This window comes from Halosimplex salinum (genome assembly GCF_003730195.1).
Taxonomy (GTDB): domain Archaea; phylum Halobacteriota; class Halobacteria; order Halobacteriales; family Haloarculaceae; genus Halosimplex; species Halosimplex salinum.
The window spans coordinates 586,823-611,711 of sequence record NZ_QWGG01000002.1; the positions used below are offsets into that span (position 1 = coordinate 586,823).

Sequence of the window (24,889 nt, forward strand, 5' to 3'; positions counted from 1 at the left end):
TCGTAAAACAGCGTTTTCGATTCGCCACTCCAGCAGCAGGAGCGCCGGACCGCTACTCCAGGAGGAGCAGCGTCGGGTCTTCGAGGTACTCCTTCAGCGTGTTGACGAACCGTGCAGCGTCCGCCCCGTCGATCACGCGGTGGTCGATCGACAGCGACAGGGTCAGCACGTCCCGCGCCACGACCTCCCCGTCGATAGCCATGGGTCGCTCCTCGATAGCGCCGAGTCCCAGGATGGCCGTCTCGGGGTAGTTGATGATCGGGGTGGCGTACTCGCCGCCGACGGCGCCGAAGTTGGTGATCGTGAAGGTGCCGCCCTGCATCTCCTCGCGGGCGATCGACCGCTCGCGGGCCTTCGAGACGAGTTCGTTCGCCTCCGAGGCCAGCTGCAGGAGGCCCTTGCTGTCCACGTCTTTCACGACCGGGACCATCAGCCCGGCGTCGGTCGCGGCCGCGACGCCGACGTTGCGGTCGGACTTGAAGACGACCTCCTCGTTCTCCTCGTCGAGTTGCGTGTTGAGGACCGGGTGTTCGTCGAGCGCGGCGGCGACGGCCTTCATCACGAACGGCATGTACGTCAGCTTCACGCCGCGCTCCTCGGCGCGCGGCTTGAGTTTCTCGCGGGCCTCCACGAGCGCCGTCGCGTCGACCTTGTCGAAGTGGGAGACGTGCGGCGCGGTGAACTTCGAGCGCTCCATCGCCTGCCCGATGGTCTTGCGGACGCCCCGGTAGGGCTCGCGGCGCTCGCCCTCGCTCGCCTCGACGGCGTCGGGTCCGGCGCCGCTCTCGACCGTCGTCGTCGGCGGTCCCGCCTCGCCGGCGTCCTCCGCCGTCGCGAGCGCCTCGGCGTCGGCGGCCTGGGCCTGCTTCTGGACCTCGGCGTACTCGCGGACGGCTGCCTCGTCGACGTAGGGCTCGCCGTCGCGCATCTCGTCGGTCGGCACGTCGTCGATGTTCACGTCGAGCTTCTCGGCGACTTTCCGGGTGGCCGGCGCCGCCAGCGTCCGGTCGCGTCCGGCGGCCTCGATGGACTGGGCCGCGCCTGCGGTCCCGCCGGCCGCGCCCGCCGACTCGCCGCTGTCGCCGTCGTCGATGCGCGAGACGGCGGATTTCAGGCCGCTGTCGGTGCTCGTGCTCGCGTCCGGCTCGCCGTCGCCGGCGCTCCCGTGGTCTCCGATGCGAGTGATGGCGGATTTCAGCTGTGTGCCGTCGGCCTCCTCGCCCTCGTCTTCCGCGGCGGCGCGCACGTCGGCCTCGGTGACGCGACCGCCGGGACCGGATCCCGCGACGGCGGCGATGTCGACGCCCAGTTCCCGTGCGAGTCGGCGGGCGCTCGGCGCGGCGAACACGCGCCCGCCCTGCCCGTTCACCGACGACTCGGCCGCCTGCCCGGCGTCGTCGCTCTCGTCGGCGACCGCCTGTTCGGACTCGCCGACCGTCGCGGACTCGTCGGACACCGCTTCGGTCTCCGTGTCGGCGGTGGCGTCCTGTTCGCTCTCCGTCGCCTCCTCGCCGTCTCGCGGCTCCGCCGCTCGACTGTCCGAGGCGTCTGACGACGCCTCGCCTTCCACGTCGAAGGTGATGATCACCGTCCCGACGGGGACTACCTCGCCCGGTTCGGCGAGCAACTCTCGTACCGTGCCGTTGACGGGGGACGGTACGTCGACGACGGCCTTGTCGGTCTCCACGTCGGCGACGACCTGGTCCTCCGTGACCGGGTCGCCGGGTTCGACGTGCCACTCCAGGAGCTCGCCCTCGGCGACGCCCTCGCCCACGTCCGGTAGCTTGAACTCGCGGACCATGGCTCAGAACTCGAAAGCGTCCCTGATGCCGTCTTCGATGCGCTCCGGCTCCGGCAGGTAGTAGTCCTCCAGCGCGTACAGCGGGTACGGCACGTCGAAACCCGTGATCCGCTCGATCGGCGCCTCCTGGTACAGCAGCGCCTCCTCCTGAATGGTCGCGGTGATCTCGCCGGCCAGCCCGCCCGTCTTGGGCGCCTCGTGGACGACCGCGGCGCGGCCGGTCTTCTTGAACGACTCGACGATGGCGTCCTCGTCCAGCGGTGAGAGCGTCCGCAGGTCGACGACCTCCACGTCGATCTCACCAGCCAAATTCTCGGCGGCCTCCATCGTCGGGCGGGTCATCGCGCCCCAGGTGAACACGGACACGTCCGACCCCTCCTTCCGAACGGCGGCCTCGCCCAGCGGGACGGTGTACTCGTCCTCGGGCACGTCCTCGCGGAACGCCCGGTAGATGAGCTTCGGTTCGAGGAAGATCACCGGGTCGGGGTCGCGGATAGCGGAGGCGAGCAGCCCCTTCGTGTCGTATGGCGTGCTCGGGATCACGACTTTCAGGCCGGGCTCGTGGACGAAGAAGGCCTCCTTGGACTCGGAGTGGTGTTCCGGCGCACGGATGCCGCCGCCGTAGGGCGCCCGGACGACGAGCGGGCAGGTGAACTCCCCGCGCGAGCGCGTCCGCAGGCGCGCCGCGTGCGAGACGATCTGGTCGAACGCGGGGTAGATGAACCCCATGAACTGGATCTCGGGCACCGGGCGCATCCCGTAGGCGGCCATGCCGATGGCGGTGCCGACGATGCCCGACTCCGCGAGGGGCGTGTCGACCACCCGGTCGCCGCCGAACTCGTCGATGAGTCCCTCCGTCGCGCGGAAGACCCCGCCGTTCTCGCCCACGTCCTCGCCCATGACGATCACGCGGTCGTCGCGGGCCATCTCCGTCTGGAGGCCGTCGCGGACGGCCTGTACCAGCGTCAGGCTCTGCGTCTCGCCGCTCTCTGCCTCGGTGTCTGCGTCGGTGTCGGTGGTCTGGCTCATGATTACTCCAGTAGCGCCTCGTCGCCGTGTCGGTCGCGCAGTCGCTGCAGGTAGTCCAGCTGTTCGTCCAGCCGCCTGGGCATCCCCTCGTAGACGTGTGCGAACATCTCCGACGGCTCGGGCCGCTTGACGCCCTCGGCCGCCGTGATAGCCTCGGCCACCGCGTCCTCGACCTCCCCCTGTATCGCCTCGACGCGCTCGTCGTCGAGTATCCCTTGGTCCCTGAGGAAGTTCTCCAGCCGCGGGATCGGGTCTTTCGCGCGCCACTCCTCGACCTCAGCCTCGTCGCGGTACACCGAGGGGTCGTCGGCGGTCGTGTGGGCGCCGTAGCGGTACTGGACCGCCTCGATCAGCGTCGGACGCAACTCGTCGGGGTTCGGGTGTTTTGCCTTCTCGACGGCGGCCTTCGTCACCTGGTAGACGGCGAGGGGGTCCATGCCGTCGACCTGCACGCCCTCGAAGCCGTAGGCGTCGGCCTTCTGGGCGAGCGTCGTGCTCCGCGTCTGGCGCTCTCGGGGGACCGAGATCGCCCACTGGTTGTTGTTACAGAAGAAGACCGCGGGCACGTCGAACACGCCCGCGAAGTTGAGTCCCTCGTGGAAGTCCCCCTCCGACGTGGCGCCGTCGCCGAAGTAACAGAGGAACGCCTTGCTCTCGTCTCTGAGCTTCGACGCCCACGCCGCCCCCGTGGCGTGAGGGATCTGCGTCGCGATGGGCACGGCGACGGAGAAGATGTTCTCGTCGTGACGGACGTTCCCTTCCTCGTGGCCCATCCAGTACAGCAGCGTCTGCTGCAGGGAGAGCCCCTTGTGGAGCATCGCGGCGTGCTCCCGGTAGCTGGGGAACAGCCAGTCGTCGTCGGCCAGCGCGTGGACGCTGCCGATCTGTGCGCCCTCCTGCCCCGACAGGGGCGGGTAGGTGCCCATCCGCCCCTGCCGTTGCAGACTCACCGCTCGCTGGTCGAAGTGCCGGGCCAGTTTCATCTCCCGGTACATCTCGACGAGGGTCTCGTCGGCGAGGTCGGGCACGGTCGCGCCATCGCGTACCTGGCCCTCCTCGTCGATGACCTGGACCCGGTCCTCCGGGTCGCGCTGTAAAGTACTCATAAAACCCTCCTGCGTAGCATACCCGAACCAAGTGGTGCTGTCGGCTTAAGGATTTTCGTAAATAGCTTTCGCTGTGGTCCATTATTGCCGGTCGGCCTTGACGACCCGCGCGTTTGGGGATTTATTTTGCTGGAAAACGCGGCTATTGCGGGCGTGTTTGTGGGCGTTTGTCCACATTCGCGCGCACGGGACCCTCGTGGGAACCGGGCTATTCGGCAGCTTTCGCTTCGGCGCGCGCGTCTTCGACGCTCTTGCCGTCCCGGAGGACGGCGTCGACGAACAGTTCCCCAGCGCGATACGACGAGCGGACCATCGGTCCGGCCGCACAGTACAGGAAGTCCAGTTCCGCCTCGGCGACCCGCTGCCAGGTGTCGAAGGCGTCGGGGTGGACGTACTCGGACACTTCCAGATGCGACCGGGAGGGCTGGAGGTACTGCCCGAGCGTCACCACGTCGACGCCCACGCTCCGCAGGTCCCGGAGCGTCTGGTATATCTCGTGGTCGTACTCGCCGACACCGAGCATGACGCTCGTCTTCACGTAGGAGTCGGACTCGGCCGCGGCCTGCCGGAGGACGGAGAGCGACTGCTCGTACCCCGCTCGGCGGTCCCGGACCGGCCACTGGAGGCGGTCGACCGTCTCGACGTTGTGCGCGAACACGTCCGGCTCGGCGTCGAGGACCTTCCGCACGAGGCGCTCCTCGCCCTGGAAGTCGGGCACGAGCGCCTCGACGAGGATGCCCGGGTGGCGCTCCTTGATCGCCTCGATAGTGCGCGCGAAGTGACCGGCGCCCTGGTCGGGTAGGTCGTCCCGGTCCACCGAGGTGAGGACGACGTAGTCCAGTCCGATCTCGGCGACGGCGTCGGCGACCTGCTCGGGTTCGTCCTCGTCCAGCGGGTCCATCCCGCCGGTCTCGACGTCACAGAAGTTACAGCCCCGCGAGCAGGTGTCGCCCATCAGCATGAACGTGGCCGTGCCGGGCCCGTCGCGCCCGCTCCAGCACTCGCCCATGTTCGGGCAGTTTGCCTCCTCGCAGACGGTGTTGAGGTCGCGCTCTCGCAACGTCTCCTTGATGTCCGTGAAGCGCTCGCCCGACGGCGGCCGCATCTTCAGCCACTCGGGCTTGCGGGCGCGACTCATTGTCGGTGGTTCGGTTCGGTCGCTGAAAAGCGTGCGGGAGTTCGACCGAACGCGGCCGCCGGCACCGCGACCGAGACGAGCGATCGGAGGACAAACGGGTGAAATCCTCCAGATCCCTCGTCCGGCTCGGCCCGAGCCGAGAAAACGACAGAATTATTATCTATATTGTCTATTACTAATGGATAGACCGTTAGGTCTGTACGCAATAAGACGTAAACGAACAGTCATCATGGTTTCACTGCTGGTCGTCGCCGGTCTGATCGTCGCAGCGTTCGTCGGGTTCAACATCGGCGGGTCGTCGACTGGCGTCGCGTTCGGGCCGGCGGTCGGGAGCCGACTCGTCAGGAAGACGACCGCCGCGACGCTCTTTACGGCCTTCGCGTTCCTGGGGGCGTGGACGGTCGGCCGGAACGTCATCGTGACGATGAGCGAGGGCATCGTCCCGGCCGCACAGTTCACCCCGGTAGCCGGCGTCGGGGTCCTGTTCTTCACGGGGCTCTCGCTGCTGGTCTCGAACATCTACGGCGTCCCGGCCTCGACGTCGATGACGGCCGTGGGCGCGATCGTCGGCCTCGGCCTCGCAACGGGCTCGCTCAACGAGGCGCTGATGTTCACGATCGTCTCCGCCTGGATCGTCGCCCCGCTCGTCGGACTCGGGATCGGTGCCGTCATCGGGCGGTACGTCTACCCCCAGCTCGAGGCTCGCCTGGCGTTCACACGGCTCGAACGACAGCTGGTACAGATCGACCGCTCTGGCAGTCTACCGCGCCCCCGACTCAACGAAAACGCGTCGTCGCGCGACCTCGCCGGGTCCGTGCTGGTGCTCGGTATCGCCTGCTACATGGGGTTCAGCGCGGGCGCATCGAACGCCGCGAACGCGGTCGCCCCGCTGGTCGGCAACGGCGCGGTCAGTATCGACCAGGGCGTGTTACTCGCCGTCGCCGCCATCGGTCTCGGCGGATTCACGATCGCCAGACGCACCCTCGCGACGGTCGGCGACGGCATCACGGACCTCCCCATTCTGGCCGCGCTCATCGTCTCGACGGTCGGTGCGACGATCATCACCATCCTCTCGTATCTCGGCATTCCGGCGAGCCTCGCGGTGAGCACGACCTGCTGTATCATCGGCCTGGGCTGGGGCCGGGCGAGCCGTGCCGTCACGCTCGCCGAACTCGCCACCCCGCCGTCCGGGGACGCGCCGGGCCCGAGCCTCACCGCCGACGCACTCGCCGCCCCGTCGACAGAGGAAGGCGAACCCGCGGCCCAGACCGTGGGCGATATCGCGGCCGGAGAGTCGCCAGACACCGAGGTTCGACAGGACGACTCGCCGTCGGTCCCCCCGATCGGAGAGGAGGACGTCGAGCAACTGACCGCCGAGAGCCTGTTCGACCCGGCGGCGACGACCCGGATCGTCGCCCTCTGGATCATCACCCCGTCGCTGTCGGTCGCCGGCTCGTACCTCCTCTTCGCTCTTCTCCTGTGATTCGCTCGTCCGACCGGGTCTCGGGCGCCGCGTATCGCTCCCGACTTCCCTGCCGTCGTCAGCCGGCAGCGGTCCGCTACACGAACTCCGACTGGAACCGACTGATGTTCTCGTCGGTCCCGGCCACCACGAGTTCGTCACCGGATTGGATCACGAACGACGCGCCGGGGTTGGTGACGACGCGACCGTTCCGTTCGGCGGCGACCACGGTACAGCCGGTCCGGTTACGGATGTCCGCGTCGGCGAGCGAATCCCCCACGGCACCGGGGACGGTCGTCCTGACGAGTTTGAGTTGCGTCCCCGACGAGAGGATGTCCTCGCCCAGGACGATCGACGCGAGCATCCGACCGCTGACTGCCGAGAGCGAGAGCACGTAGTCCGCGCCGGCGCGATACAGTTTCGACACGTTCTCGTGCTCGTTCGCCTGGGCGATGACCTCGATGCGAGGATTCAGTTCGCGGATGGCGAACGTCGCGAAGATGGCCGTCGTATCGTCCGGCAGCGCGAGGACGACGGTGGCGGCGTCGGCGATACCCGCCGCCCGGAGGACCCGTCGTTCGGTCGCGTCGCCGACCACGTCGACGGTCGAGCCCGCCGCGAGGTCGATCGTCGTGTACTGGAACCCGCCGTTCGAGAGCGCGGACGTGACGGCCCGTCCGACGACACGCATCCCCGCGACGACGACGTCTCCCCGCCGGTGGCGTCCCTCGGAGAGCGTCATCTCCTTCAGTCGGTCGAGCTCCGCCTCTCCGCCGGTCGCGACGAGGACGCTCCGGGCGTCGAATCTGGTGTCGAGCGGCGGCGGACTCCGGAAGTTCCCCCGGACCCACACCCCGATGACGGCCGCGCCCGTCCGCTCCTCGACGTCGACCTCGTCGATGGTCTGGCCGATCAGTTCGCTCCCGCTCTGGAGCGGGAACTCCGCGATGTCGAAGTCCTCGTCGATCTCGACGGCTTCGATGGCCTCCGGGTCGAACGTCCCGACCGCCTTGGCCGCGAGCTGCTCGCCGAGTATCTGCTTGGGCGAGAGCACGTGGTCGGCCCCCGCGTACCGGTGATAGTCCGCGGCGTCCGGGTCGTCGGCCAGGCTGACCGTCCGAACGTCCGGGTTGACGGCTCGGGCGGAGAGGAGGACGCTCGGGTTCGCCTCGTCGTCGACGTTGGCGATCAGCGCGTCGGCGTGTGCCAGCCGGGCGCGCCGGAGCGCCGCGTCCGACTCGGGATCCCCGAACATCACCGTGTGCCCCGCCGCGTACAGGTCGTCGGCGCTCTCCCGGTCGGCGTCGACGACGACGTACTCGACGCCGCGTTCGGTGAGTTCGTCGACGAGAACCTCCTCGCGGGGCCCGTAGTCACAGAGGACGACGTGCTCGTCGACGCCGCGAACCGACGACGGGGCGCTGGACGTGAACGCGTCCTCGAAGAGCGGGACGACGAGCACCGGGAGCGCCGCGAAGATGAGCACGAGCCCCGAGAGGGACATGAGCGAGACGAGGTAGTTCATCTGCGGACTCGACCACGGGGCGTCCCCGCCGTACCCCACGGTGGTGACCGTCTGGACGACGGCCTCGACCGACCGGTACAGCGGCTGTGGCCGCCCCTCCCACGTGGCCATCCCGTAGTTGTACAGGACCACGAACCCGGACAGCACGCCGACGACGAGGACGAGATAGTAGACGGTGAGACGCGTTCGCCGATCCATACTCTCTAGCTCCCCAGTAGTCGGCTTCGTCCCACGGCTGAAGCCGTGGGCGTTCGCCTCACTACCGCTGTAACGGGACGATTGATATGCCATACGTTAGCACTCGCTGCCTAAAACGATTGTCGCCCGTCGGAAATCGGATGCGACCGAGAGAGCGGTCCTGTCCTGTACCTCGCCGGACGAGCGCGCGCCGTCACCGCGCCCGGGGCTCGACGCGCTCGCCCCCGGACCGGAGTTCGTCGATCCGGTCGCCCAGCGGCGGGTGATGCGAGAGGACTCGGGAGGGACCGACCCCCGCCGCGATGTATCGCCGGTCGGCGAGCGTCTCCAGCGCGCTCGCGAGGGCGTCGCCGCCGACCGCTCGGGCCGCGTAAGCGTCGGCCTGTGCCTCCGTCCGGCGGACCACCCACGCCAGAACGACCGCGAAGGGCGGCGCCCCGACCAGCAACGCGACCAGCGCGGCGTCGGGTGCGACCGACGCGACGCCGAGGGCGACGCCGAGGGCGACGCCCGCACCCGCCGCGACGAGCGTGTATCGCAGGAGGACGTGCTCGCGTTCGTGGTGGCCGACCTCGTGAGCGACGACCGCCCGCAGTTCCTCGTCGTCGAGGACCGCGAACAACGACTCGGTGAGGAAGACGTACTCGGCGCCGGGGAGGACGCCGGCGGCGAAGGCGCTCCCCAGCCGCGTCCGGTCGTCGACGACGCGGAGGCGGACCCCGCTCGGGAGCGCGTCGGCGACGGCCGCCAGTTCCGCGTCGGTCGGCCAGCGGGTCCAAAGAGCGACGACCACCGCAAACGGCGTGAGCGCGGTCGCGACCAGTCCCAGCCCGACCGCCGCGAGGACGCGCGGCCACCCCGCCGGGACGAGCGCGATGGCGCCTGCAGCCAGCAGGACGCCGACCAGTCCGACGCCGTCGCGTTCGAGTTCCCAGGCCGCGGCGTCGCGATAGCGGACCCGGAACCCGCGGACCGCGCGGCGGTACGGGAGCGTCGCCAGGCGGACGACGAGCGCGACGAGCATCACCGGGAGCGCGTACACCGCGACCGCGGCGACGACGCCGGCGACCGTCCCGAGCGGAACCAGCCCCGACGCGTCCGTGACCGCCTCGGTCACGCCCGCCTGTGCAGCTCGCCCCAGCCCCGTCCGGTAGGTGACTGCCGCCGTCGCACCGATACCCGCCACGTCGGCCAGCCGGCGGAGCCGTCGCAACTGCGCCGCGGTCTCCGCGTCGTCGGCCGGCCCCTCGTAGGCCGCGCGCCCCCGCCAGCGGACCGCCAGCCCGACGGCGAGCGCGACGGCGACCCAGGCGACGACGGCCTGGAGCACGGAGAGGGTCGGAGTCACTGCCGAGAGAACGTCGCCCCGTCACAAAATGTCACCGAACGGGCCGGTACTCCGCTCAAAACATAGATACAAATATTTAACATGTATCGACGAGAGAGGATCGTGCATGTTCGACGTGTCTCGGGAGGACATCGTAGGGGGATCGCTGGCACGCGCGCTCGTCGTGCTGGCGGGGCCGCTGGTGGCCCAGAACTTCGCGCTCGTCGCGCAGTCGGTGGTCGACCTGTTCTGGGTCGGTCGCCTCGGCGGGACGGCGGTGGCGGCCGTCGGCGTCGCGACGGCCATCGTCGCCCTGCTCCACGTCCCGCTGCGGACGTTCTTCGTCGGCGGGCAGGTCGCCACGTCACAGCGAGTCGGCGCGGACGAGACCGACGCCGCCCGACGCGTCCCGTTCACGGCGGCCGCCTGTGCGATCGCCGTCGCGGCGGTGCTGGGCGTCGGTCTCGTCGTCGGCGCCGACTCCGTCGTCGGCCTGTTCACCGACGACCCGATGGTCCAGTCCATGGCCGTCAGCTACCTCACCGCCTACGCCCTCGCGCTGGTCGCCATCGCCGCGAGCGACACCCTCGAGAGCGGTTTCACCGGCTGGGGGGACACCCGCGCGGCGCTGTACGTCAACCTCACCGCCATCGTCGTCAACGTGATCTTCGACCCCCTGCTGATCCTCGGCTGGGGCCCGTTCCCCCGACTCGAACTGTTCGGCGCGGCGCTCGCGACGGCCATCGGGTACGGCGTCGGCGGACTCTTCGCGCTCGCGCTGGCCGCTCGGGGCCGCCAGGGCTTCGTGCTCACCCGCGAGGCGCTCCGCCCCCACATCGACACCGCCCGCGACGTGGTCGACGTGGGCCTGCCTATCGCCGGGCAGAGCGCCGGGCGACAGGTCGCTCGACTCGTGATGATCTGGGTCGTCTCGGCCGTGGGCGGTCCCGCCGGCCTGGCGGCCTACCACATCGGGTCGCAGGTCGCGACGGTCGCGTTCGTCCCCGCGCAGGGGGTCGCGCAGGCCGCGACCAGCGTCGTCGGGCAGAACCTCGGCGCCGAACAGCCCGTCCGGGCCCGCCGGGCCACGTGGATCGGCGTCGCCATCGCCGCCGTCGGGCTCTCCGTCTTCGGCGTGATCCAGTGGTTCGTCCCGGCGCCGATCGCACAGGTGTTCGTTCCGGATCTCTCGGGACAGGCGCTGGAGTACACCGTCCTCTACCTCCAGATCCTCGCCTACGGCTACTGGGCGCTGGGCGTCATCTACACCGTCGAGGCGGGGTTCAACGGCGCCGGCAACACGGACGTGAGCATGTACTCGACGCTCGCCCAGTACTGGGCGGTCCGCCTGCCGGTCGCGCTCGTCGGCGCGTACGTCCTCGACCTCGGAGTCGCGGCCGTCTTCTGGGGCGTCACGCTCTCGAACGTCGCCGCCGCGCTGTGGCTCGCGGGCTACTTCTACCTCTCGACGGACCGGGGGATGCTCGACCAGGCCGCGACGGAGGCCGCCGCGTCGGACTAGTAGGGTGGCAGGGCCTCCGTCGGTGACGTTACGACCAGACGACGAGCGCGTCCAGTCGTTCTCCTGCCAAGCGGGGGACGAAGACGACCGCGACCGCGAACGTCACGAGCAACGCGGTGTTCGCGAACAGGATCGGCGGGATTCCGTCGGGGAGCGGGTCACGACCGCTGGCGACGAGCGCCCCGCCGACGAGGACAGTTCCCAACGCCCCCACCGTCGCGATCGGCGGTCCGGGGACGGTCGATGGCGAGAACGTCGCGACCCATCCGGTCGCCGCGAGGACGAACGGTCCGGCAAGGATCGCGCCGACGATCCACGGACCCACGTGCCGGACGGACTGTCCATCTCGGACCAGCGACAGTCCGATTCCGGCCGGGAGCGCGACGTAGAGGGCCAGTACGACGACCGGTGCGACCCGCGCGATCCCGATCGCGAGAGTGACGGCTGGCGTCGTCGGACGAGGCTTCGCGAAAACATCGCCCGGCGCGTAGCCGATGAGATCGAGCAGCAGGCTGCCCAGAACTGCAACGATCACTAACTGCCCGGCCGCGTAGACGAGCGCTCGATCTTTCGCTCGCATCTCAGGGAACGAGCGCGTAGAGGAGGATACCCAGAATCGGTGCCAGCAGGAGGTTCATGATCGTCAGGTACGCGAGTGTCCCGCGTCGCTTGAACGAGTTGTCGGGGAAGAGCCCACCTGCGAGTCGATAGCCGACGACTTCCGCGACCGCGAACGTGCCGACCGCGACGGTGCCGGCCAGCGCCCGCGCGACCGCACAGCTCACCGGGCCGCAGTCGGTGACCAGGTAGATATCGGACGCGTACATCGGCTGGATCCGTGCGGCCTCAGCCGGGAGAGTCCGTTCCGGTCGAGCCAGTCGAGGAGCGGCCCGTCGTCGAGATTCTCGATCCGGACCGCGTTGTCCGTCGCGGCGATCCGGTCGACCAGTTCCTCCGCTCCATCGGCGAGCAGGAGCGCGGCGACGGCACAGGGGACGCCGTTCGCGCCGACGAACTGTGCTGCCCGACGGGGTTCGGCGTCGTTCGTGGGGAACTCCCCACGACGCCGATAGCGCCGGAGCGCGTCCAGCGCTCGGTGCCGCCGACGCCGCCGATCGGCGTCGAGGTGGTCGGTATCGGCGGCACGGAGCGCGCGTTCGGTGCGCCGGAGATGCGCGCGGATTCGGACCGCGTCGACCCTCCGGATCACGGCGACGAGGACGGCGAGGAGTCGCGATCTGCGGCGACACCGAGGAGGTGGCGTCGAATCGGCGGTATCGGTGGACATGTCACCACGGTCGGAAGTCCGCGTTATAGGTCTTCGGCACCACCGGCGGTCGCGGACCGACGCCACCCGCGACCACTTCCACTCCGCCATAGAAACGCATATGCCGACGGGGCCCCCGCCTTCTGTCGTGTCACGGCACGCCGACGGCGAGACGGACCTGGCGGTGTCGGAGGTGCTGCCCGACTACGCCGACGCGTTCCCCTTCGAGCGCTTCAACGCCATGCAGTGTGGCGTGCTCCCCGCGCTGCTCGACTCCGAGGAGAACGTCGTCGTCAGCGCGCCGACCGCCAGCGGCAAGACCGCCCTCGCCGAAGTCGCCATCTGTGAAGCCATCGAAGCCGACGGGACCGCGCTCTTCCTCGCCCCTCTCCGCGCCCTGACGAACGAGAAGGAGAGCGAGTGGGAACGCTTCGAGGACCTGGGCTACTCGGTCTACGTCGTCACCGGCGAGCGCGACCTCAACCCGCGCCGCGCCGAGCGGGCGGACATCCTCGTGATGACCCCCGAGAAGGCCGACTCCGCCACCCGGAAACACGACTCGCCGCGCTACTCGTTCATCACCGACGTGGACTGCTGTGTCATCGACGAGGTCCACCTCCTCGACTCCGAGAAGCGCGGCTCCGTGCTGGAAGTGACGGTGTCGAGGCTGCGCCGACTCTGCGACCCTCGCGTCGTCGCGCTGTCGGCGACGATGCCGAACGTCGACGACGTGGCCGGGTGGCTCGACGCCCCGCCCGACAACACCTTCGCCTTCGGCGACGACTACCGGCCCGTTCCGCTCCACGCCGACGTGCGCACGTACACCCACGGCGACAACGCCTTCGCCGACAAGTACCGTCGGCTCTACCGCGCGCTCGACATCGCCGAACCGCATATCCGCGAGGAGGGACAGGCGCTCGTGTTCGTCTCTTCGCGCCAGGACACGGTCCAGGCCGCGAAGAAGGCCCGCGACGAGATCGTCGAGCGGGACATCCCGATGGGCGCCCGGGGCGACTACGACTTCCACAACGACGCCGCCGACCTCTCGAACGAGACGCTCCGCCAGTCCGTTCTCGACGGCGTGGGCTTTCACCACGCGGGCCTCTCGCGGGACGACAAGAACCTCGTCGAACAGTGGTTCAAGGAGGGGAAACTCCAGTTGCTGTTCTCCACCTCGACGCTGGCGTGGGGCGTGAACCTCCCCGCCCGCTGTGTCGTCATCCGCGACACCAAGCTCCACGACCCGCTGGAGGGCGAGGTCGACATGAGTCCGCTGGACGTGCTCCAGATGCTCGGGCGAGCGGGTCGCCCGGGGTACGACGACAAGGGGTACGCCTGGGTGGTCTGTGACTCCTCGGACGCCGACAAGTACCGCAAACTCCTGCGAGAGGGCAAGGAGATCGAGTCCCGACTCGCCGAGGACCTGGACGCGCATCTCAACGCCGAGATCGCGCTGGGGACCGTCGGCGACATCGACGACGTGATGGACTGGCTGGAGACGACCTTCTACTACGTCCGGGCGCGGAGCGCGCCCGGCGAGTACGACTCGGAGAGCGCGCTGCGCGAACGGGTCAGCGACACGCTCCGGTCGCTGGTCGCCGACGGGTTCGTCGAGCGCGAGGACATGCGCCTCGAACCCACGCCGCTGGGCCGACTGGCCTCGAAGTTCTACCTCCGCCTCGACACCGCCCGGGAGTTCGCCGACCTGGCCGAGCGGGAGGCCGACATCGACCAGGACGGCATCCTCCGGGCCATCGCGACGGCCGCGGAGTTCGACAGCGTGAGCGCGCGGTCGGACGAACGCGACGCCGTCGCCGCCGTCCTCGGGGCGACCGAGGACCTCGAACCGGGCGGGCGGAAGGTGCTCGCGATCCTCGAGTCGCGGATGCGCGGGACGACGCCGAGCGAGTTACAGAGCGACGCGTGGGTGATCACGCAGAACGTCCTGCGCCTGCTCGCCGCGCTCCGCGCGTTCCTCGAACGACTCGACGGGCCGCGGGCCGCGAACCTCGCCTGTCGCATCGAGGCGCGCATCGAGAACGGCATCAGCGACGACGCCGTCGGACTGACGGCCATCGACGGCGTCGCCTCCGGTCGCGCGAGCAAACTCGCGGCCGAGGGGATCACGACGCCCGCCGAGGTGCTCGACGCCGGCGTCGAGGGGCTCGTCCGGGCCGGCCTCTCGGAGGGCGTCGCCGAGCGCGTGGTCGACAGCGCCGGCGAACTCCCGAACGTCGTCGTCGAGTGGGGCGACTTCCCGGACAGCGTGACCGCCGGCGAGAACGACATGCAGGAGGTCACCGTTCGCAACGTCGGCGGCGACGCCCGCGCGGGCCTGCGCGTCACCGTCAACGCCCGTCGGAGCGAGGCTCCGACGAGCCAATCGGGAAGCCGTGGGGTTCCCGATGACGGCGTGGAGATGGCGGCGAAGAACCGCTATCTCGGCGAGGTGGACCTCCCCGTGGGCGTGTTCGGCGGTGACGCCGACGAACTCGAGTACGCCATCGAGATCGCGTTCCCGGACCTCCCGCTCCATCCGATCGTCGAGACTCGCTCGGTCCGCGTCGAGTGACCGAGCGCGGCCGGTGCGCGCGGCCACGGCGACGAGTCGCTCGATCACCGCCGATTCGACTCGCGACGTGACCTGTTTCGGCACTTACCGACACTCTCGCCGAATGCCGAGGTACGACGTTAGATGGGGTTTTAAAAACTCTAAACGGTTTTAGGACGGTTTTAAAACGTTCGGAAAACAGCTGAAAGGTCAGTTTGGGGTCGGCAAAATCGGCTGATCGGCGCGAAATGGGGCTAGCGGTCTGTCCTTTATATGGGGTAGTGGATGCATGTGGGTAGTAGGTGACAACAGATGTCGAGTGCCTCTCCATTCCGTCGCTCCGCCCCTGACCGCCCGTCCGCTCGCAGTGCAGAGTGGGTCCGGTCCCGTCTCGTCGACTCGGCGCAGTTCGCCGGGTTCTGGTCCTCCGTCGCCTTGCCGTTCGCGATGCTCACGCTCGTCGCATCCGGCTCGGCCGCCGAGCAGGCGCCGCTGTTCGTCGCGCTGCTCGTCGCGAACGTCGTCGCCCTCCGCATCGGCCACGGCTACAAGCAGCACTGACGTCTTCGAATCGTTTCGGTCCCCGCCTTCCTGCTTCGCCGACGATCTCGCGGTGCTCGGTTTCCACTCGCTCCTGAACTTTAAGTCCGAACCCGCGACCACGCCGACCCATGCACGACGAGGTGCGCGTCGTCGCCGGCGACTGCACGACGACGTTCGACGGACGCAACGAACGCGAACACCGCGGCGACGTGGTCACGGTGGTCAAACCCGACAACACGGTTCTGGTACACGACGCCGACGGCTACCAGCCGGTGGCGTGGCTCACCAGAGCCGACAGCGTCCAGTTCGTCGACGGCGTGCTCGACGCCCGCGAGGGGGACCAGCGGCTCCGCGTCGAGGTCCACGACGAACACGGCGCGGCATGCCACCCGGTCTCGCGGGCCGGCGTCCCCGTCGGCGACTGTCCGACCTGCGAGGGGTCGCTCGTCCTCGCGCGCGGGTCGGTGCTGTGTCGGGAGTGCGACGACGAGTACTCCGTTCCGCGCGACGGGGCGGTGCTCGACGAGACCTGTCCCGTGTGCGCGCTCCCCTCGCTTCGGGTCGAGCGCGGCGACACGTTCGAGGTGTGCATCGACCGGGACTGCGAGTCCATCGACGACCGCGTGACCGAGCGGTTCGACCGCGAGTGGGACTGCCCGAACTGCGAGGGCGACCTCCGGATCCTCCGCCGCGGCGGTCTCATCGCCGGCTGTGAGCACTACCCCGACTGCGACACGGGCTTCGGCGTCCCGACCGGCGTCGTCGACGGCACCTGCGACTGCGGACTCCCGGTGTTCGAGACGGCCTCCGGTCGGCGGTGTCTGGACACGGGGTGTGCGCAGACCTGAGGACCGCCCCGCTCAGGCGCTGGAGTCGTCGGCGCGGGCGAGGATGTGCTCACGCAGGCTCGCGGGCGAGCCGGCGACGAAGTCGGCCGCACTCCGGTCGGTGTCGTCGGCGCTCCCGTGGCGGAAGCCGACGACGTGCATGCCCGCGCGGCTCGCTGACTCGATCCCGTGGACGGAGTCCTCCACGGCGACTGCGTCGGTCGGGTCGACGCCGATCTCGCGAGCGGCGTGTTCGTACACCGCCGGTTCGGGCTTGCCGGGGCCGTCGAGCGCGTCGGCGCTGATCACCGCGTCGAACGCGAGGTCGAACCGCTCCAGCACCACGTCGATCCAGTCGTGGGGCGAGGAGGAGACCAGCGCGACGGTGACGCCCCGCTCGCGGAGCGTCGCGAGCAGGTCGTCGGCGCCGTCGAGCAGACGAACCCGTTCGCCGTAGATGGTGGTCGCCGCCTCGTCGTACCACGCGAGAAACGCCGCGCGCTCCATCTCGATCTCGTAGGTCTCGACCAGGTACTCGTAGATCTCACGGTAGTTCATCCCCGTGATCTCGTCGACGTCGAGTCCCTCGAGACCGAGCGTCGGGAACAGTTCCTCCTCCTCGTAGGGGACCCAGTAGTCCTCGGAGTCGACCAGTACTCCGTCCATGTCGAAACAGACCGCGTCCATGGGCGCGTGTCTCGGGGGCGTGTGGAGTGTCTTGTGGAAGCCCGTCCGTGCCGAGCGTGTCGCGGTCGGGCCGGCCAGTGGTGTCGCTGTGCGAACAGACAACCGGTGGATCGTAGGTGCTTTCAGCGGGGATGAGTTCCGACCACACATGGACGCGACGCTCTCTGGAGACGTGGTGCGCGCGGGAGACGAGGCGCGCGAGCGGTTCTACGACTCCAGTGGCTACGGCCACCCGGTCGACGCGGGCGCGCTCGAACTCGCGCCCGTCGAGGCCGCCCACCTCCTCTACCGGGGCGACCTCGACGCCGTGGCGGACCCCGACGGGACGGCGATGGACTTCCGGGCCTTCCTCACCTCCGCCGCCGTCTCGGAGATCGAATTTCTCGTCTACAAGGACCTGCGCGACCGCGGGTTCTATCTCTCCCCCGCCCGCGACGGGTGGACCGACTCCGCGGCCGCCCGGAGCGCCATCGACGACCCGTCCGTGGACTTCGTCGTCTACCCCCGCGGGTCGGGGCCGTGGGGCGACGAGGTCGCCTACCGCGTCGCCGTCGTCAGCGAGCGCGAGGCCGTCGCGTCGAGCGACCTCGGTGATCTGGTGCTCGCGGTCGTCGACGAAGAGAGCGAACTCACCTATCTGGAGACCGAACGCCCCGAGATAGCGGGGACGAGCGACGCGGAGCTCCCGGAGGACGTCCCGGGCGAACTCCTCGCCGACCGCGTCCTGCTGTGGGACCCGCCAGAGGCCCTCTACACCAACGGGTTCTACGGTCAGCCGCTGGACGACCAGATCGGCGACGTGATCCAGCTCTCCCTGCTCGAAGCCGCGTGTCTCGCTCGGACCGGCGTGCTCGACGTCGAGGGCGGGGCAGGGGCAGTCGTCGAGCGCGGTCAGGACATCGAGGGCGATCGATTCGACCGCCGCCTGCGCGTGTACGAGTTCCTCCGCGAATCCGGTCTCGTCCCCAAGACCGGCTACAAGTTCGGCGCGGACTTCCGCACCTACGCCGACGTGGAGTCCGTCGAGGACCTGGGCCACTCCGAACTGCTGGTCCGGGTCCTGGAGGGGGGCCACTCGTTCTCACCGCGGGACCTCGCACTCGACGTTCGGCTCGCTCACGGCGTTCGAAAGAAGATGGTGTTCGCGCTCGTGGACGGCGAGTCGGACGACGAGTCCGACGGGATCGAATGGCTGTCCGTGAGTCGGCTGACGCCGTGAGCGCATACGTCCGTCTCGCGACGTTCGACCGGTGTGAGTCCTGAAACGATTCGAATCGCTCACCAGTCTCGGGTCCGCCCTTCGAATCGCGAGTTCCGTCAGGTCCCGCTCCCCGCTGCGTCCGAGGTCCCGTCGTCCGCAGTCTCCTCCCCGTCGTCGTCGCTGTCGTCCGTCCCCGATCCCTCGCCCGTTGTGATGCCGTATGGTGAGAGTACTGTCATGTAGGTGTGGCCGTTGCTGGTCGTCGAGCGGTGCGCCCGCGCCGAATCGACCGAGGGGGACTCGTTCCTCTCGGGATACCAGTGTAGATGACTCTCCCGGATAAAAATTACTATTTAGATTAAGTTTACTGCCTACTTACAACTTCGAACGCCTGGGATATAAAATTTTCGGCGGTCGGATCCGGTGGGGCGGGCGGCCGTCGCGGGCGCGCCTGCGAGGTGGGGAAAGCGAACGGTATTAGTGCGTGTCGGGGCGAGTACATCCCAATCAATGACACGCGATTCGCCAGAGGACGATTCGGCGGGCTCACGCCCGGATTCGGACGCGGTTCGGGCGGACGGAAATGAGCCGGGCGAAGGGAGGCGAGGGTCGTCAGCGCTCCGCTCCGACGGAGGGGTCGACGCGGAGGGGGCCGACGAGATGGCCCTCGACCCGTGGGGGTCGGCCACGGTCTCGGACTACCGGAAACTGTTCGCGGAGTTCGGCATCGAGGAGTTCGACGAGGTGCTCCCGGAGGTCCCCGACCCGCACTACCTGATGCGCCGCGGGGTCATCTTCGGCCACCGCGACTACCGCCCGGTCGCCCGCGCCATGCGCGAGGGCGACGACTTCGCCGCGCTCTCGGGATTCATGCCCACCGGCGACCCGCACATCGGCCACAAACTCGTCTTCGACGAGATCATCTGGCACCAGCAACAGGGCGGGGACGCCTACGGTCTCATCGCCGACCTGGAGGCTCACAGCGCCCGCGGCCTGACGTGGGACGAGATCGACACGCACGCGCGGGACTACGTGCTCTCCCTGCTCGCGCTCGGGTTCGACCCGGAGGACGGCGAACTGTACCGCCAGTCCACCAACCGCGACGTACAGGACGTGGCCTTCGAACTCGGCGTCGAGGCGAACTTCTCCGAGCTACAGGCGATCTACGACTTCGACGGCGAGACCGACGTCTCGCACATGCAGAGCGTCGTCACGCAGATGGCCGACATCCTCTACCCCCAGATCGACGAACCCCGTCCCACCGTCATCCCCGTCGGCCCGGACCAGGACCCGCACATGCGTCTCGCCCGCGACCTCGCGGCACGGATGCGATTCTTCCGCGTCACGGAGGCGTTCGCCGGCTTCGAGGTCGAGGACGAACGGGAGCGCGCGCTCCTCGGCGCGGTGTACGACGACCTCACCGACGGGGGCGACGCGACGGACGAGAGCGGCGACCCGCTGCGGTGCGAGGACGCCGCCGACGCCCTCCGCACCGACCGCGCGGAGTACGAGTCCCTCGGCTACGAGGCCGCGACGATCGAGGGCGTCCTGGAGAAACTCGAGAACGCCGGGATGGAGCCGATCCGCCGGCGGACGCGCTTCCTGGGACGCAACGCCACCGACGAGGCGTTCGACGCGCTGATCGAGGCCGTCGACGGCGAGAAGCGCGTCTACGACGAGCACGTCGACGCGTTCGAGCTGTCCCACGAGGCGGCCGAGGAACTGGCCCGCGACGTCGAGGTCGACCACGGCGGCTACGGCTTCGTCGCCCCCTCCTCGATCTACCACCGGTTCATGACCGGTCTCACCGGCGGGAAGATGTCCTCGTCGGTCCCGGCGTCACACATCTCCCTGCTCGACGACCCCGAGGACGGCTACGACAAGGTGAAGTCGGCGACGACCGGCGGCCGCGAGACCGCCGAGGAGCAGCGCGAACTCGGCGGCGAGGCCGACGAGTGCCCGGTGTACGAACTGTACGCCTACCTGCTGGCCGGCGACGACGACGAGTTCGCGACCGAAGTGTACGAGGAGTGCGTCGGCGGCGAGCGGCTCTGCGGCGGCTGTAAGGAACAGGCCGCCGAACTCATGGAGGAGTTCCTCGAAGACCACCAGGAGAAGCGCGCGGAGTGGGCCGAGAAGGTCGACGAACTCGACATCGACCTCGACGTGGCCGCGGACCGTCGCGGGTGACCGCTCCTACAGCTACACGCTGTTCGGGACGGTCCTCCGGAAACGACCGCTTACTCGTCGATCTCTATCTGGATCGGCTCAGAAGTGGGTTCGACGAAGTCGGATTCGAATCGTCCGCTGAGTCGCCAGCTGGCGGCGGCGCCGACGCCCCCGAGGACGGCCCCGGCCCGGACGCCGGTGTCGCGGTCGCCGAGGAGTCGACCGAGGAGGTAGCCGACGAAGAAGTTTGTGACGAAGGTGAGCACGGCGCTTCGAATGCGATCCATACCCGCCATTTGTCGTCGGTACTCATAGACGTTGGCACGCCGACGGGGTCGGCGGCCGCTCACGTGGGCCGTCGGGCCGTCGTGGCCCCGGCGATCACCGGCCGCGAAGTTCGGAACGCTTTTCGGCCGCGACGTGAATCGATCGCACATGGCACCCGAACCCACGACGGGACGCCTCGCACGTCGACCGGAAGCGGCGCGGCCGGGGTTCGGGTTTTTCTTCGACGGTACGTGACGGGCGGTGGACGCCCGGGCCGACGGTTCGTGCCGAAACGAACCCCGGTGGCCCGGGTCGAACCCGCTCGCGTCGGCCGGCGCCGACCCAGCGCGCTCCGCGCAGCCGCGAGTCTCGTGCGCGCCCGGCGCAACAAGAACCGTTAACTGACGACCACGCCGATCCAGCGACAACAGATGAAACTCCCGGAAACACAGGTCGCCGTGCTCGAAACCGCGAGCGCGGACGACCCCACACCAGTCGAACAGATCGCCGAGGACACCGGCGAACCGACGGCCGCAGTGAGCGGCGCCGCCTTCGAACTCGAAGACCAGGGGCTGCTCACCACCACCGAGCGAACCGAGACCGACCTCGTCCTCACCGAGGAGGGCGAGGACTACGCCTACGACGGACTGCCCGAACACCTCCTCTGGGTCGGGGCCCTCTCGAACGACGCCGACGAGGAACCCATCGAACTCGGCCAGGCGCTCGGCCCCGCCGGCCTGGGCGACGACCAGGTCGAGATCGCGCTCTCGAACTTCGCGCGCAAGGGGATGGGCACCATCGACAGCGGCACCATCGAAGTCAACGGCGACTTCGACCTCGAGTCCGACCCCGAGCGCACGCTCCTCGAAGCGCTCCGCGACGACGACGACCTCCGGCCCGAGGACGTCGACGAGGACGCGCTCGCGGGCCTCGAACGCCGCGGGCTCGTCGAGCAGCGCGAGCGCACGACCCGCGAGGTCGAACTGACCGACGAGGGCGTCACCGCGCTGATGGAGGGCGTCGAAGTCGCGGAGACGGTCGGTCAGGTCACGCCCGAACTGCTCACCTCCGGCGAGTGGGACGAGGTCGAGTTCGCCGAGTACAACGTGGGCGCCGACGCCGAGACGGTCAACGGCGGCAAACCCCACGCGCTCCGCGAGATGTCCGAGCGCGTCAAGGACGTCCTCGTCGGCATGGGCTTCGAGGAGATGCAGGGCCCCCACGTCGACGCCGACTTCTACATCAACGACTGCCTGTTCATGCCCCAGGACCACCCGGCGCGGAATCACTGGGACCGCTTCGCCCTCGAGGAACCCGCCCGGATGGACCGCGAGGACCTCCCCGACGACCTCGTCGAGGCCGTCGAGAACGCCCACCGCAACGGCGTCGGCCCGGACGGCGAGGGCTACCACTCCCCCTGGGACGAGGACTTCGCCAGCGCGCTCGCCCTGCGCGGCCACACGACCTCCCTGTCGGTCCGCCACCTCGCGGGCATCGCCGACGGCGACATCGACCCGCCACAGCGCCACTTCTCCATCGAGAAGGCCTACCGCAACGACACCCTCGACGCCACCCACCTGCTGGAGTTCTTCCAGATCGAGGGCTGGGTGATGGCCGAGGACCTCTCCGTCCGCGACCTGATGGGCACCTTCACCGAGTTCTACGAGCAGTTCGGCATCACCGATATCGAGTTCAAGCCCCACTACAACCCCTACACGGAGCCGAGCTTCGAGCTGTTCGGCCGCCATCCCGAGACGGACGAACTCATCGAGATCGGGAACTCCGGCATCTTCCGCCCGGAGATGCTCGAACCCCTCGGTGTGGAGGCCGACGTGATGGCCTGGGGACTGGCCCTCGAACGGCTGTTCATGCTCGCGACCGGCGCCGAGGACATCCGCGACGTGCACGGGACGCTCGTCGACCTCGAGTTCCTCCGCAACGAGGAGGTGGTGTACTGATGCCCACCGTCGAGATCGACCCCGACGAGCTCCGAGAGCTGACCGGACACCCGGAGAAGGACAACGGGACGCTCCGAAGCGAACTGTTCGCGCTCGGCCTCGAGTACGAGGGCGAGACCGACGACGGCGAGTTCGAACTGGAGTTCGCGCCGGATCGACTGGACCGCCTCTCCGTCGAGGGCGTCGCCCGCTCGCTGCGCTACCAGTACGGCGAGGACCGCGGCGTCTACGTCCCGACCACGAACGACGCCGAGTGGACCATCGAAGTCGACGCGGACGTGCCCGACGAGCGCCCCTACGTCACCGGCGCGGTCGTCCGCGGCCTCGACATGGACGAGGCGGCGCTGGAGTCGCTCATCCAGTTACAGGAGAAGCTCCACGCGACGATGGGCCGCCAGCGCGCCAAGGGCGCCATCGGCGTCCACGACCTGACCATGCTGAAGGGTCAGGTCGCGGCCAGCGGCGGCGAGGACACGCCCGAAGAGGAGGCGGACCCGCGCACCGAGATCGCCTCGACCGGCGGCGGCAAGTCGGTCCAGTACACCGGCATCGGCCGGCGCGAGGACCGCTTCGTCCCCCTCGAAGGCCAGCGCGACCAGACGCCCCAGGAGGTGCTGATGGGCCACCACACCGCCCACAAGTTCGCCGACCTCGTCGAGGACTACGAGCGGATGCCGGCCATCTACGACGACATCGGGCTGTTCTCGTTCCCGCCGGTGATCAACGGCAAGCGCACCGAGGTGACCGAGGACTCCCGTGACCTGTTCATCGAGATGACCGGCACGGACCAGTGGACGATCGACCACATGCTGAACATCGTCTGCTACGCCCTCGACGCCCGCGGCGGCCGCGTCGAGGAGGTCGAGGTGCAGTACGCCGACGACGCCGCCGGCGACTACGCCGGCAACACCCTCGTCCGCCCGAACTTCGACACCAAGACCAAGACCGTCGACCACTCGGACGTGGAGTCGATGCTCGGCATCGACCTCGACGGTGAGGAGGTCGTCGGCCTGATCGAGCAGGCCGGCCTCGGCGTCGACGGCATCGAGGGCGCCGACCAGGAGGACGACTTCCTCTCCTACGAGGTCGAGATCCCACCCTACCGCGTCGACGTGCTCCACCCCGTCGACGTGATCGACGACGTGGGTCGCGCCTACGGCTTCAACGAACTCGAACCGCGCTACCCCGACGTGTCCACCGTCGGCGGCCGCCACGAACGCTCCCGCCTGGAGCGGGCCGCCCGGACCGCCCTCGTCGGCATGGGCTTCGAGGACCTCCTGAACTTCCACCTGATCAGCGAGGAAGCCAACTACGACCGCCTCGACGTCGAGCGCGGCAGCGACGTCCTCGGCGGCGGCGCACCGGCGGTCATCCAGGAGCCCTACAGCACCGACTACGAGATCGTCCGCACGTGGGCGCTCCCGTCCGTGATGATGGTCCTCGGGAACAACACCCATCGTTCCTACCCGCAGGACCTCGCCGAAATCGGCCTCGCGGCCGAACAGGATGACAGCGAGCCGACGAAGATGGCCGAGCGCCAGTCCGTCGCCGCCGCGCTCGCCCGCAACGACGCCTCCTACGAGGACGCCAAGGCCCGCCTCCAGGCGCTGTGTCGCGCGTTCGACGTCGAACTCGCGACCCCGCCCACGGACCACCCGAGCTTCATCTCCGGGCGCACCGCCGACGTCATCATCGACGGCCAGCAGGTCGGGGTCGTCGGCGAAGTGCACCCGAAGGTGCTCGTCCAGTACGATCTGGAGGTCCCGGTCGCCGCGTTCGAGTTCGATCTGGACGCGCTTCGATAGGGACGTTCGCGAACGGAGTGAGCGAGCGGCTTTTTGCCCCATCTTTTTGGCCGAGTGGTCGTGAACGTAGTGAGCGACCCGAGGCGAAAAAGGTGGTCGCAGTTCGATCTGGACGCGCTTCGATAGGGACGCTCGCGAACGGAGTGAGCGAGCGGCTTTTTGCCCCATCTTTTTGGCCGAGAGGTCGCGAGGGGTGCGAGTCCTCCGGTGGACAAGCGTCACACGTCGACAGCCGAGAACTGTAGCTTGCCGAGTAGGCGTGCGACGACGAGCGGTAGGGCGAACGAGTCTTTGAGTCCTTCTCGCGGATCACGACGGAGCGCTGAAAGCCCCGACGTGCTCGCCTCGGGAGGCTCGCTGCGCTCCTCGTCGTTCGCTTCGCTCACTCCTGTGGTGCTTCCATCGCCTGCCGTCGCCGAGCCCGTCGCCCCTTTCAGTCCCACCCGACCGCGCCGACAGCCTCTCACCTCCCCAGCCGATTGCGTTGCTCGCTCCCTTCGGTCGCT

The 24,889-nt window shown here is 69.0% G+C and carries 21 protein-coding genes; 9 read left to right on the forward strand and 12 right to left on the reverse strand.

All coding sequences use genetic code 11. The annotated features are described in order from the left end of the window. Nucleotides 1-52: 52 nt before the first annotated feature. From D1409_RS08105 to lipA, 4 genes are all read right to left on the reverse strand, one after another. Complete coding sequence (locus D1409_RS08105) at nucleotides 53-1,801, reverse strand: dihydrolipoamide acetyltransferase family protein (RefSeq protein WP_123535861.1); 1,749 nt, start codon at nucleotides 1,799-1,801, stop codon at nucleotides 53-55. A gap of 3 nt (nucleotides 1,802-1,804) precedes the next feature. Beyond that, nucleotides 1,805-2,830, reverse strand: a complete 1,026-nt coding sequence (locus D1409_RS08110; protein ID WP_123535863.1) for an alpha-ketoacid dehydrogenase subunit beta — start codon at nucleotides 2,828-2,830, stop codon at nucleotides 1,805-1,807. 2 nt (nucleotides 2,831-2,832) lie between these two features. Next, nucleotides 2,833-3,936 (reverse strand): pyruvate dehydrogenase (acetyl-transferring) E1 component subunit alpha, encoded by a 1,104-nt coding sequence (gene pdhA, locus D1409_RS08115; RefSeq protein WP_123535865.1) that lies wholly within the window; start codon nucleotides 3,934-3,936, stop codon nucleotides 2,833-2,835. A 208-nt stretch (nucleotides 3,937-4,144) separates the two neighbouring features. After that, nucleotides 4,145-5,188 (reverse strand): lipoyl synthase, encoded by a 1,044-nt coding sequence (gene lipA / locus D1409_RS08120; protein WP_328587664.1) that lies wholly within the window; start codon nucleotides 5,186-5,188, stop codon nucleotides 4,145-4,147. Nucleotides 5,189-5,303: 115 nt separating this feature from the next. On the opposite strand from lipA, the gene D1409_RS08125 reads away from it, so the two are divergent. After that, nucleotides 5,304-6,557: an inorganic phosphate transporter gene (locus D1409_RS08125; protein WP_123535868.1), complete on the forward strand. Its 1,254-nt coding sequence runs from the start codon at nucleotides 5,304-5,306 to the stop codon at nucleotides 6,555-6,557. Between the two features lie 76 nt (nucleotides 6,558-6,633). Here D1409_RS08125 and D1409_RS08130 read toward each other — a convergent pair whose 3' ends face one another. Both D1409_RS08130 and D1409_RS08135 read right to left on the reverse strand, forming a co-directional pair. Further along, nucleotides 6,634-8,259, reverse strand: a complete 1,626-nt coding sequence (locus D1409_RS08130) for a potassium channel family protein (protein ID WP_123535871.1) — start codon at nucleotides 8,257-8,259, stop codon at nucleotides 6,634-6,636. A 193-nt stretch (nucleotides 8,260-8,452) separates the two neighbouring features. Then, nucleotides 8,453-9,607, reverse strand: coding sequence for a M48 family metallopeptidase (locus D1409_RS08135; RefSeq protein ID WP_123535873.1), 1,155 nt, complete (start codon nucleotides 9,605-9,607; stop codon nucleotides 8,453-8,455). 106 nt (nucleotides 9,608-9,713) lie between these two features. Between D1409_RS08135 and D1409_RS08140 the strand changes: the two genes are divergently transcribed. Next, a complete protein-coding gene (locus tag D1409_RS08140; protein ID WP_123535875.1) occupies nucleotides 9,714-11,108 on the forward strand; it encodes an MATE family efflux transporter in 1,395 nt (464 codons plus the stop codon). 28 nt (nucleotides 11,109-11,136) lie between these two features. Here the strand turns inward: D1409_RS08140 and D1409_RS08145 are convergent, their stop codons facing one another. Genes D1409_RS08145 through D1409_RS08155 form a run of 3 tightly spaced genes read right to left on the reverse strand, consistent with a single transcriptional unit; the run spans nucleotide 11,137 to nucleotide 12,396 of the window. After that, nucleotides 11,137-11,688: a hypothetical protein gene (locus D1409_RS08145; protein ID WP_123535877.1), complete on the reverse strand. Its 552-nt coding sequence runs from the start codon at nucleotides 11,686-11,688 to the stop codon at nucleotides 11,137-11,139. Nucleotide 11,689: 1 nt separating this feature from the next. Further along, a complete protein-coding gene (locus tag D1409_RS08150; RefSeq protein ID WP_123535879.1) occupies nucleotides 11,690-11,893 on the reverse strand; it encodes a hypothetical protein in 204 nt (67 codons plus the stop codon). Continuing rightward, complete coding sequence (locus D1409_RS08155) at nucleotides 11,890-12,396, reverse strand: hypothetical protein (protein WP_123535881.1); 507 nt, start codon at nucleotides 12,394-12,396, stop codon at nucleotides 11,890-11,892. The genes D1409_RS08150 and D1409_RS08155 overlap by 4 nt, the downstream gene beginning before the upstream one ends. 157 nt (nucleotides 12,397-12,553) lie before the next feature. Between D1409_RS08155 and D1409_RS08160 the strand changes: the two genes are divergently transcribed. The 3 genes from D1409_RS08160 (at nucleotide 12,554) to D1409_RS08165 (ending at nucleotide 16,317) form a co-directional block, all read left to right on the forward strand. Continuing rightward, nucleotides 12,554-14,947, forward strand: coding sequence for a DEAD/DEAH box helicase (locus D1409_RS08160; RefSeq protein ID WP_123536006.1), 2,394 nt, complete (start codon nucleotides 12,554-12,556; stop codon nucleotides 14,945-14,947). A 291-nt stretch (nucleotides 14,948-15,238) separates the two neighbouring features. Beyond that, the gene (locus D1409_RS24395) at nucleotides 15,239-15,487 is read left to right on the forward strand and encodes a hypothetical protein (RefSeq protein WP_164471578.1); all 249 of its coding nucleotides are present in this window, start codon (nucleotides 15,239-15,241) and stop codon (nucleotides 15,485-15,487) included. A gap of 110 nt (nucleotides 15,488-15,597) precedes the next feature. Further along, nucleotides 15,598-16,317, forward strand: a complete 720-nt coding sequence (locus tag D1409_RS08165) for a PDDEXK family nuclease (RefSeq protein ID WP_123535883.1) — start codon at nucleotides 15,598-15,600, stop codon at nucleotides 16,315-16,317. 12 nt (nucleotides 16,318-16,329) lie between these two features. On the opposite strand, the gene D1409_RS08170 is transcribed toward D1409_RS08165, so the two are convergent. Next, nucleotides 16,330-16,983 carry an HAD family hydrolase gene (locus tag D1409_RS08170; RefSeq protein ID WP_123535885.1) on the reverse strand — a complete coding sequence of 218 codons (654 nt, stop codon included), beginning with the start codon at nucleotides 16,981-16,983 and terminating at the stop codon, nucleotides 16,330-16,332. Between the two features lie 148 nt (nucleotides 16,984-17,131). Here D1409_RS08170 and endA point away from each other — a divergent pair, with 148 nt between their 5' ends. Further along, complete coding sequence (endA, locus tag D1409_RS08175) at nucleotides 17,132-18,202, forward strand: tRNA-intron lyase (protein ID WP_123535887.1); 1,071 nt, start codon at nucleotides 17,132-17,134, stop codon at nucleotides 18,200-18,202. A gap of 98 nt (nucleotides 18,203-18,300) precedes the next feature. On the opposite strand, the gene D1409_RS25550 is transcribed toward endA, so the two are convergent. Beyond that, nucleotides 18,301-18,423, reverse strand: coding sequence for a hypothetical protein (locus D1409_RS25550; protein WP_268895814.1), 123 nt, complete (start codon nucleotides 18,421-18,423; stop codon nucleotides 18,301-18,303). 271 nt (nucleotides 18,424-18,694) lie between these two features. On the opposite strand from D1409_RS25550, the gene D1409_RS08180 reads away from it, so the two are divergent. Next, on the forward strand, nucleotides 18,695-20,374 hold the full coding sequence (locus D1409_RS08180) for a tryptophan--tRNA ligase (RefSeq protein ID WP_123535889.1): 1,680 nt from the start codon (nucleotides 18,695-18,697) through the stop codon (nucleotides 20,372-20,374). Nucleotides 20,375-20,424: 50 nt separating this feature from the next. Here D1409_RS08180 and D1409_RS08185 read toward each other — a convergent pair whose 3' ends face one another. After that, nucleotides 20,425-20,640, reverse strand: a complete 216-nt coding sequence (locus D1409_RS08185) for a hypothetical protein (protein WP_123535891.1) — start codon at nucleotides 20,638-20,640, stop codon at nucleotides 20,425-20,427. A gap of 411 nt (nucleotides 20,641-21,051) precedes the next feature. Here D1409_RS08185 and pheS point away from each other — a divergent pair, with 411 nt between their 5' ends. Both pheS and D1409_RS08195 read left to right on the forward strand, forming a co-directional pair. Next, complete coding sequence (gene pheS, locus D1409_RS08190) at nucleotides 21,052-22,578, forward strand: phenylalanine--tRNA ligase subunit alpha (RefSeq protein ID WP_123535893.1); 1,527 nt, start codon at nucleotides 21,052-21,054, stop codon at nucleotides 22,576-22,578. Beyond that, nucleotides 22,578-24,383 carry a phenylalanine--tRNA ligase beta subunit-related protein gene (locus D1409_RS08195; protein ID WP_123535895.1) on the forward strand — a complete coding sequence of 602 codons (1,806 nt, stop codon included), beginning with the start codon at nucleotides 22,578-22,580 and terminating at the stop codon, nucleotides 24,381-24,383. The genes pheS and D1409_RS08195 overlap by 1 nt, the downstream gene beginning before the upstream one ends. The last annotated feature ends 506 nt before the right edge of the window (nucleotides 24,384-24,889 follow it).

Coding starts and splice junctions, on each gene's coding strand:
- D1409_RS08105 (WP_123535861.1), bottom strand. CDS start 1,801: ATGGTCCGCGAGTTCAAGCTACCGGACGTGGGCGAGGGCGTCGCCGAG.
- D1409_RS08110 (WP_123535863.1), bottom strand. CDS start 2,830: ATGAGCCAGACCACCGACACCGACGCAGACACCGAGGCAGAGAGCGGC.
- pdhA (WP_123535865.1), bottom strand. CDS start 3,936: ATGAGTACTTTACAGCGCGACCCGGAGGACCGGGTCCAGGTCATCGAC.
- D1409_RS08125 (WP_123535868.1), top strand. CDS start 5,304: ATGGTTTCACTGCTGGTCGTCGCCGGTCTGATCGTCGCAGCGTTCGTC.
- D1409_RS08130 (WP_123535871.1), bottom strand. CDS start 8,259: ATGGATCGGCGAACGCGTCTCACCGTCTACTATCTCGTCCTCGTCGTC.
- D1409_RS08140 (WP_123535875.1), top strand. CDS start 9,714: ATGTTCGACGTGTCTCGGGAGGACATCGTAGGGGGATCGCTGGCACGC.
- D1409_RS08145 (WP_123535877.1), bottom strand. CDS start 11,688: ATGCGAGCGAAAGATCGAGCGCTCGTCTACGCGGCCGGGCAGTTAGTG.
- D1409_RS08155 (WP_123535881.1), bottom strand. CDS start 12,396: ATGTCCACCGATACCGCCGATTCGACGCCACCTCCTCGGTGTCGCCGC.
- D1409_RS24395 (WP_164471578.1), top strand. CDS start 15,239: ATGTCGAGTGCCTCTCCATTCCGTCGCTCCGCCCCTGACCGCCCGTCC.
- D1409_RS08165 (WP_123535883.1), top strand. CDS start 15,598: ATGCACGACGAGGTGCGCGTCGTCGCCGGCGACTGCACGACGACGTTC.
- D1409_RS08170 (WP_123535885.1), bottom strand. CDS start 16,983: ATGGACGCGGTCTGTTTCGACATGGACGGAGTACTGGTCGACTCCGAG.
- endA (WP_123535887.1), top strand. CDS start 17,132: ATGGACGCGACGCTCTCTGGAGACGTGGTGCGCGCGGGAGACGAGGCG.
- D1409_RS25550 (WP_268895814.1), bottom strand. CDS start 18,423: ATGACAGTACTCTCACCATACGGCATCACAACGGGCGAGGGATCGGGG.
- D1409_RS08180 (WP_123535889.1), top strand. CDS start 18,695: ATGACACGCGATTCGCCAGAGGACGATTCGGCGGGCTCACGCCCGGAT.
- D1409_RS08185 (WP_123535891.1), bottom strand. CDS start 20,640: ATGGATCGCATTCGAAGCGCCGTGCTCACCTTCGTCACAAACTTCTTC.
- pheS (WP_123535893.1), top strand. CDS start 21,052: ATGAAACTCCCGGAAACACAGGTCGCCGTGCTCGAAACCGCGAGCGCG.
- D1409_RS08195 (WP_123535895.1), top strand. CDS start 22,578: ATGCCCACCGTCGAGATCGACCCCGACGAGCTCCGAGAGCTGACCGGA.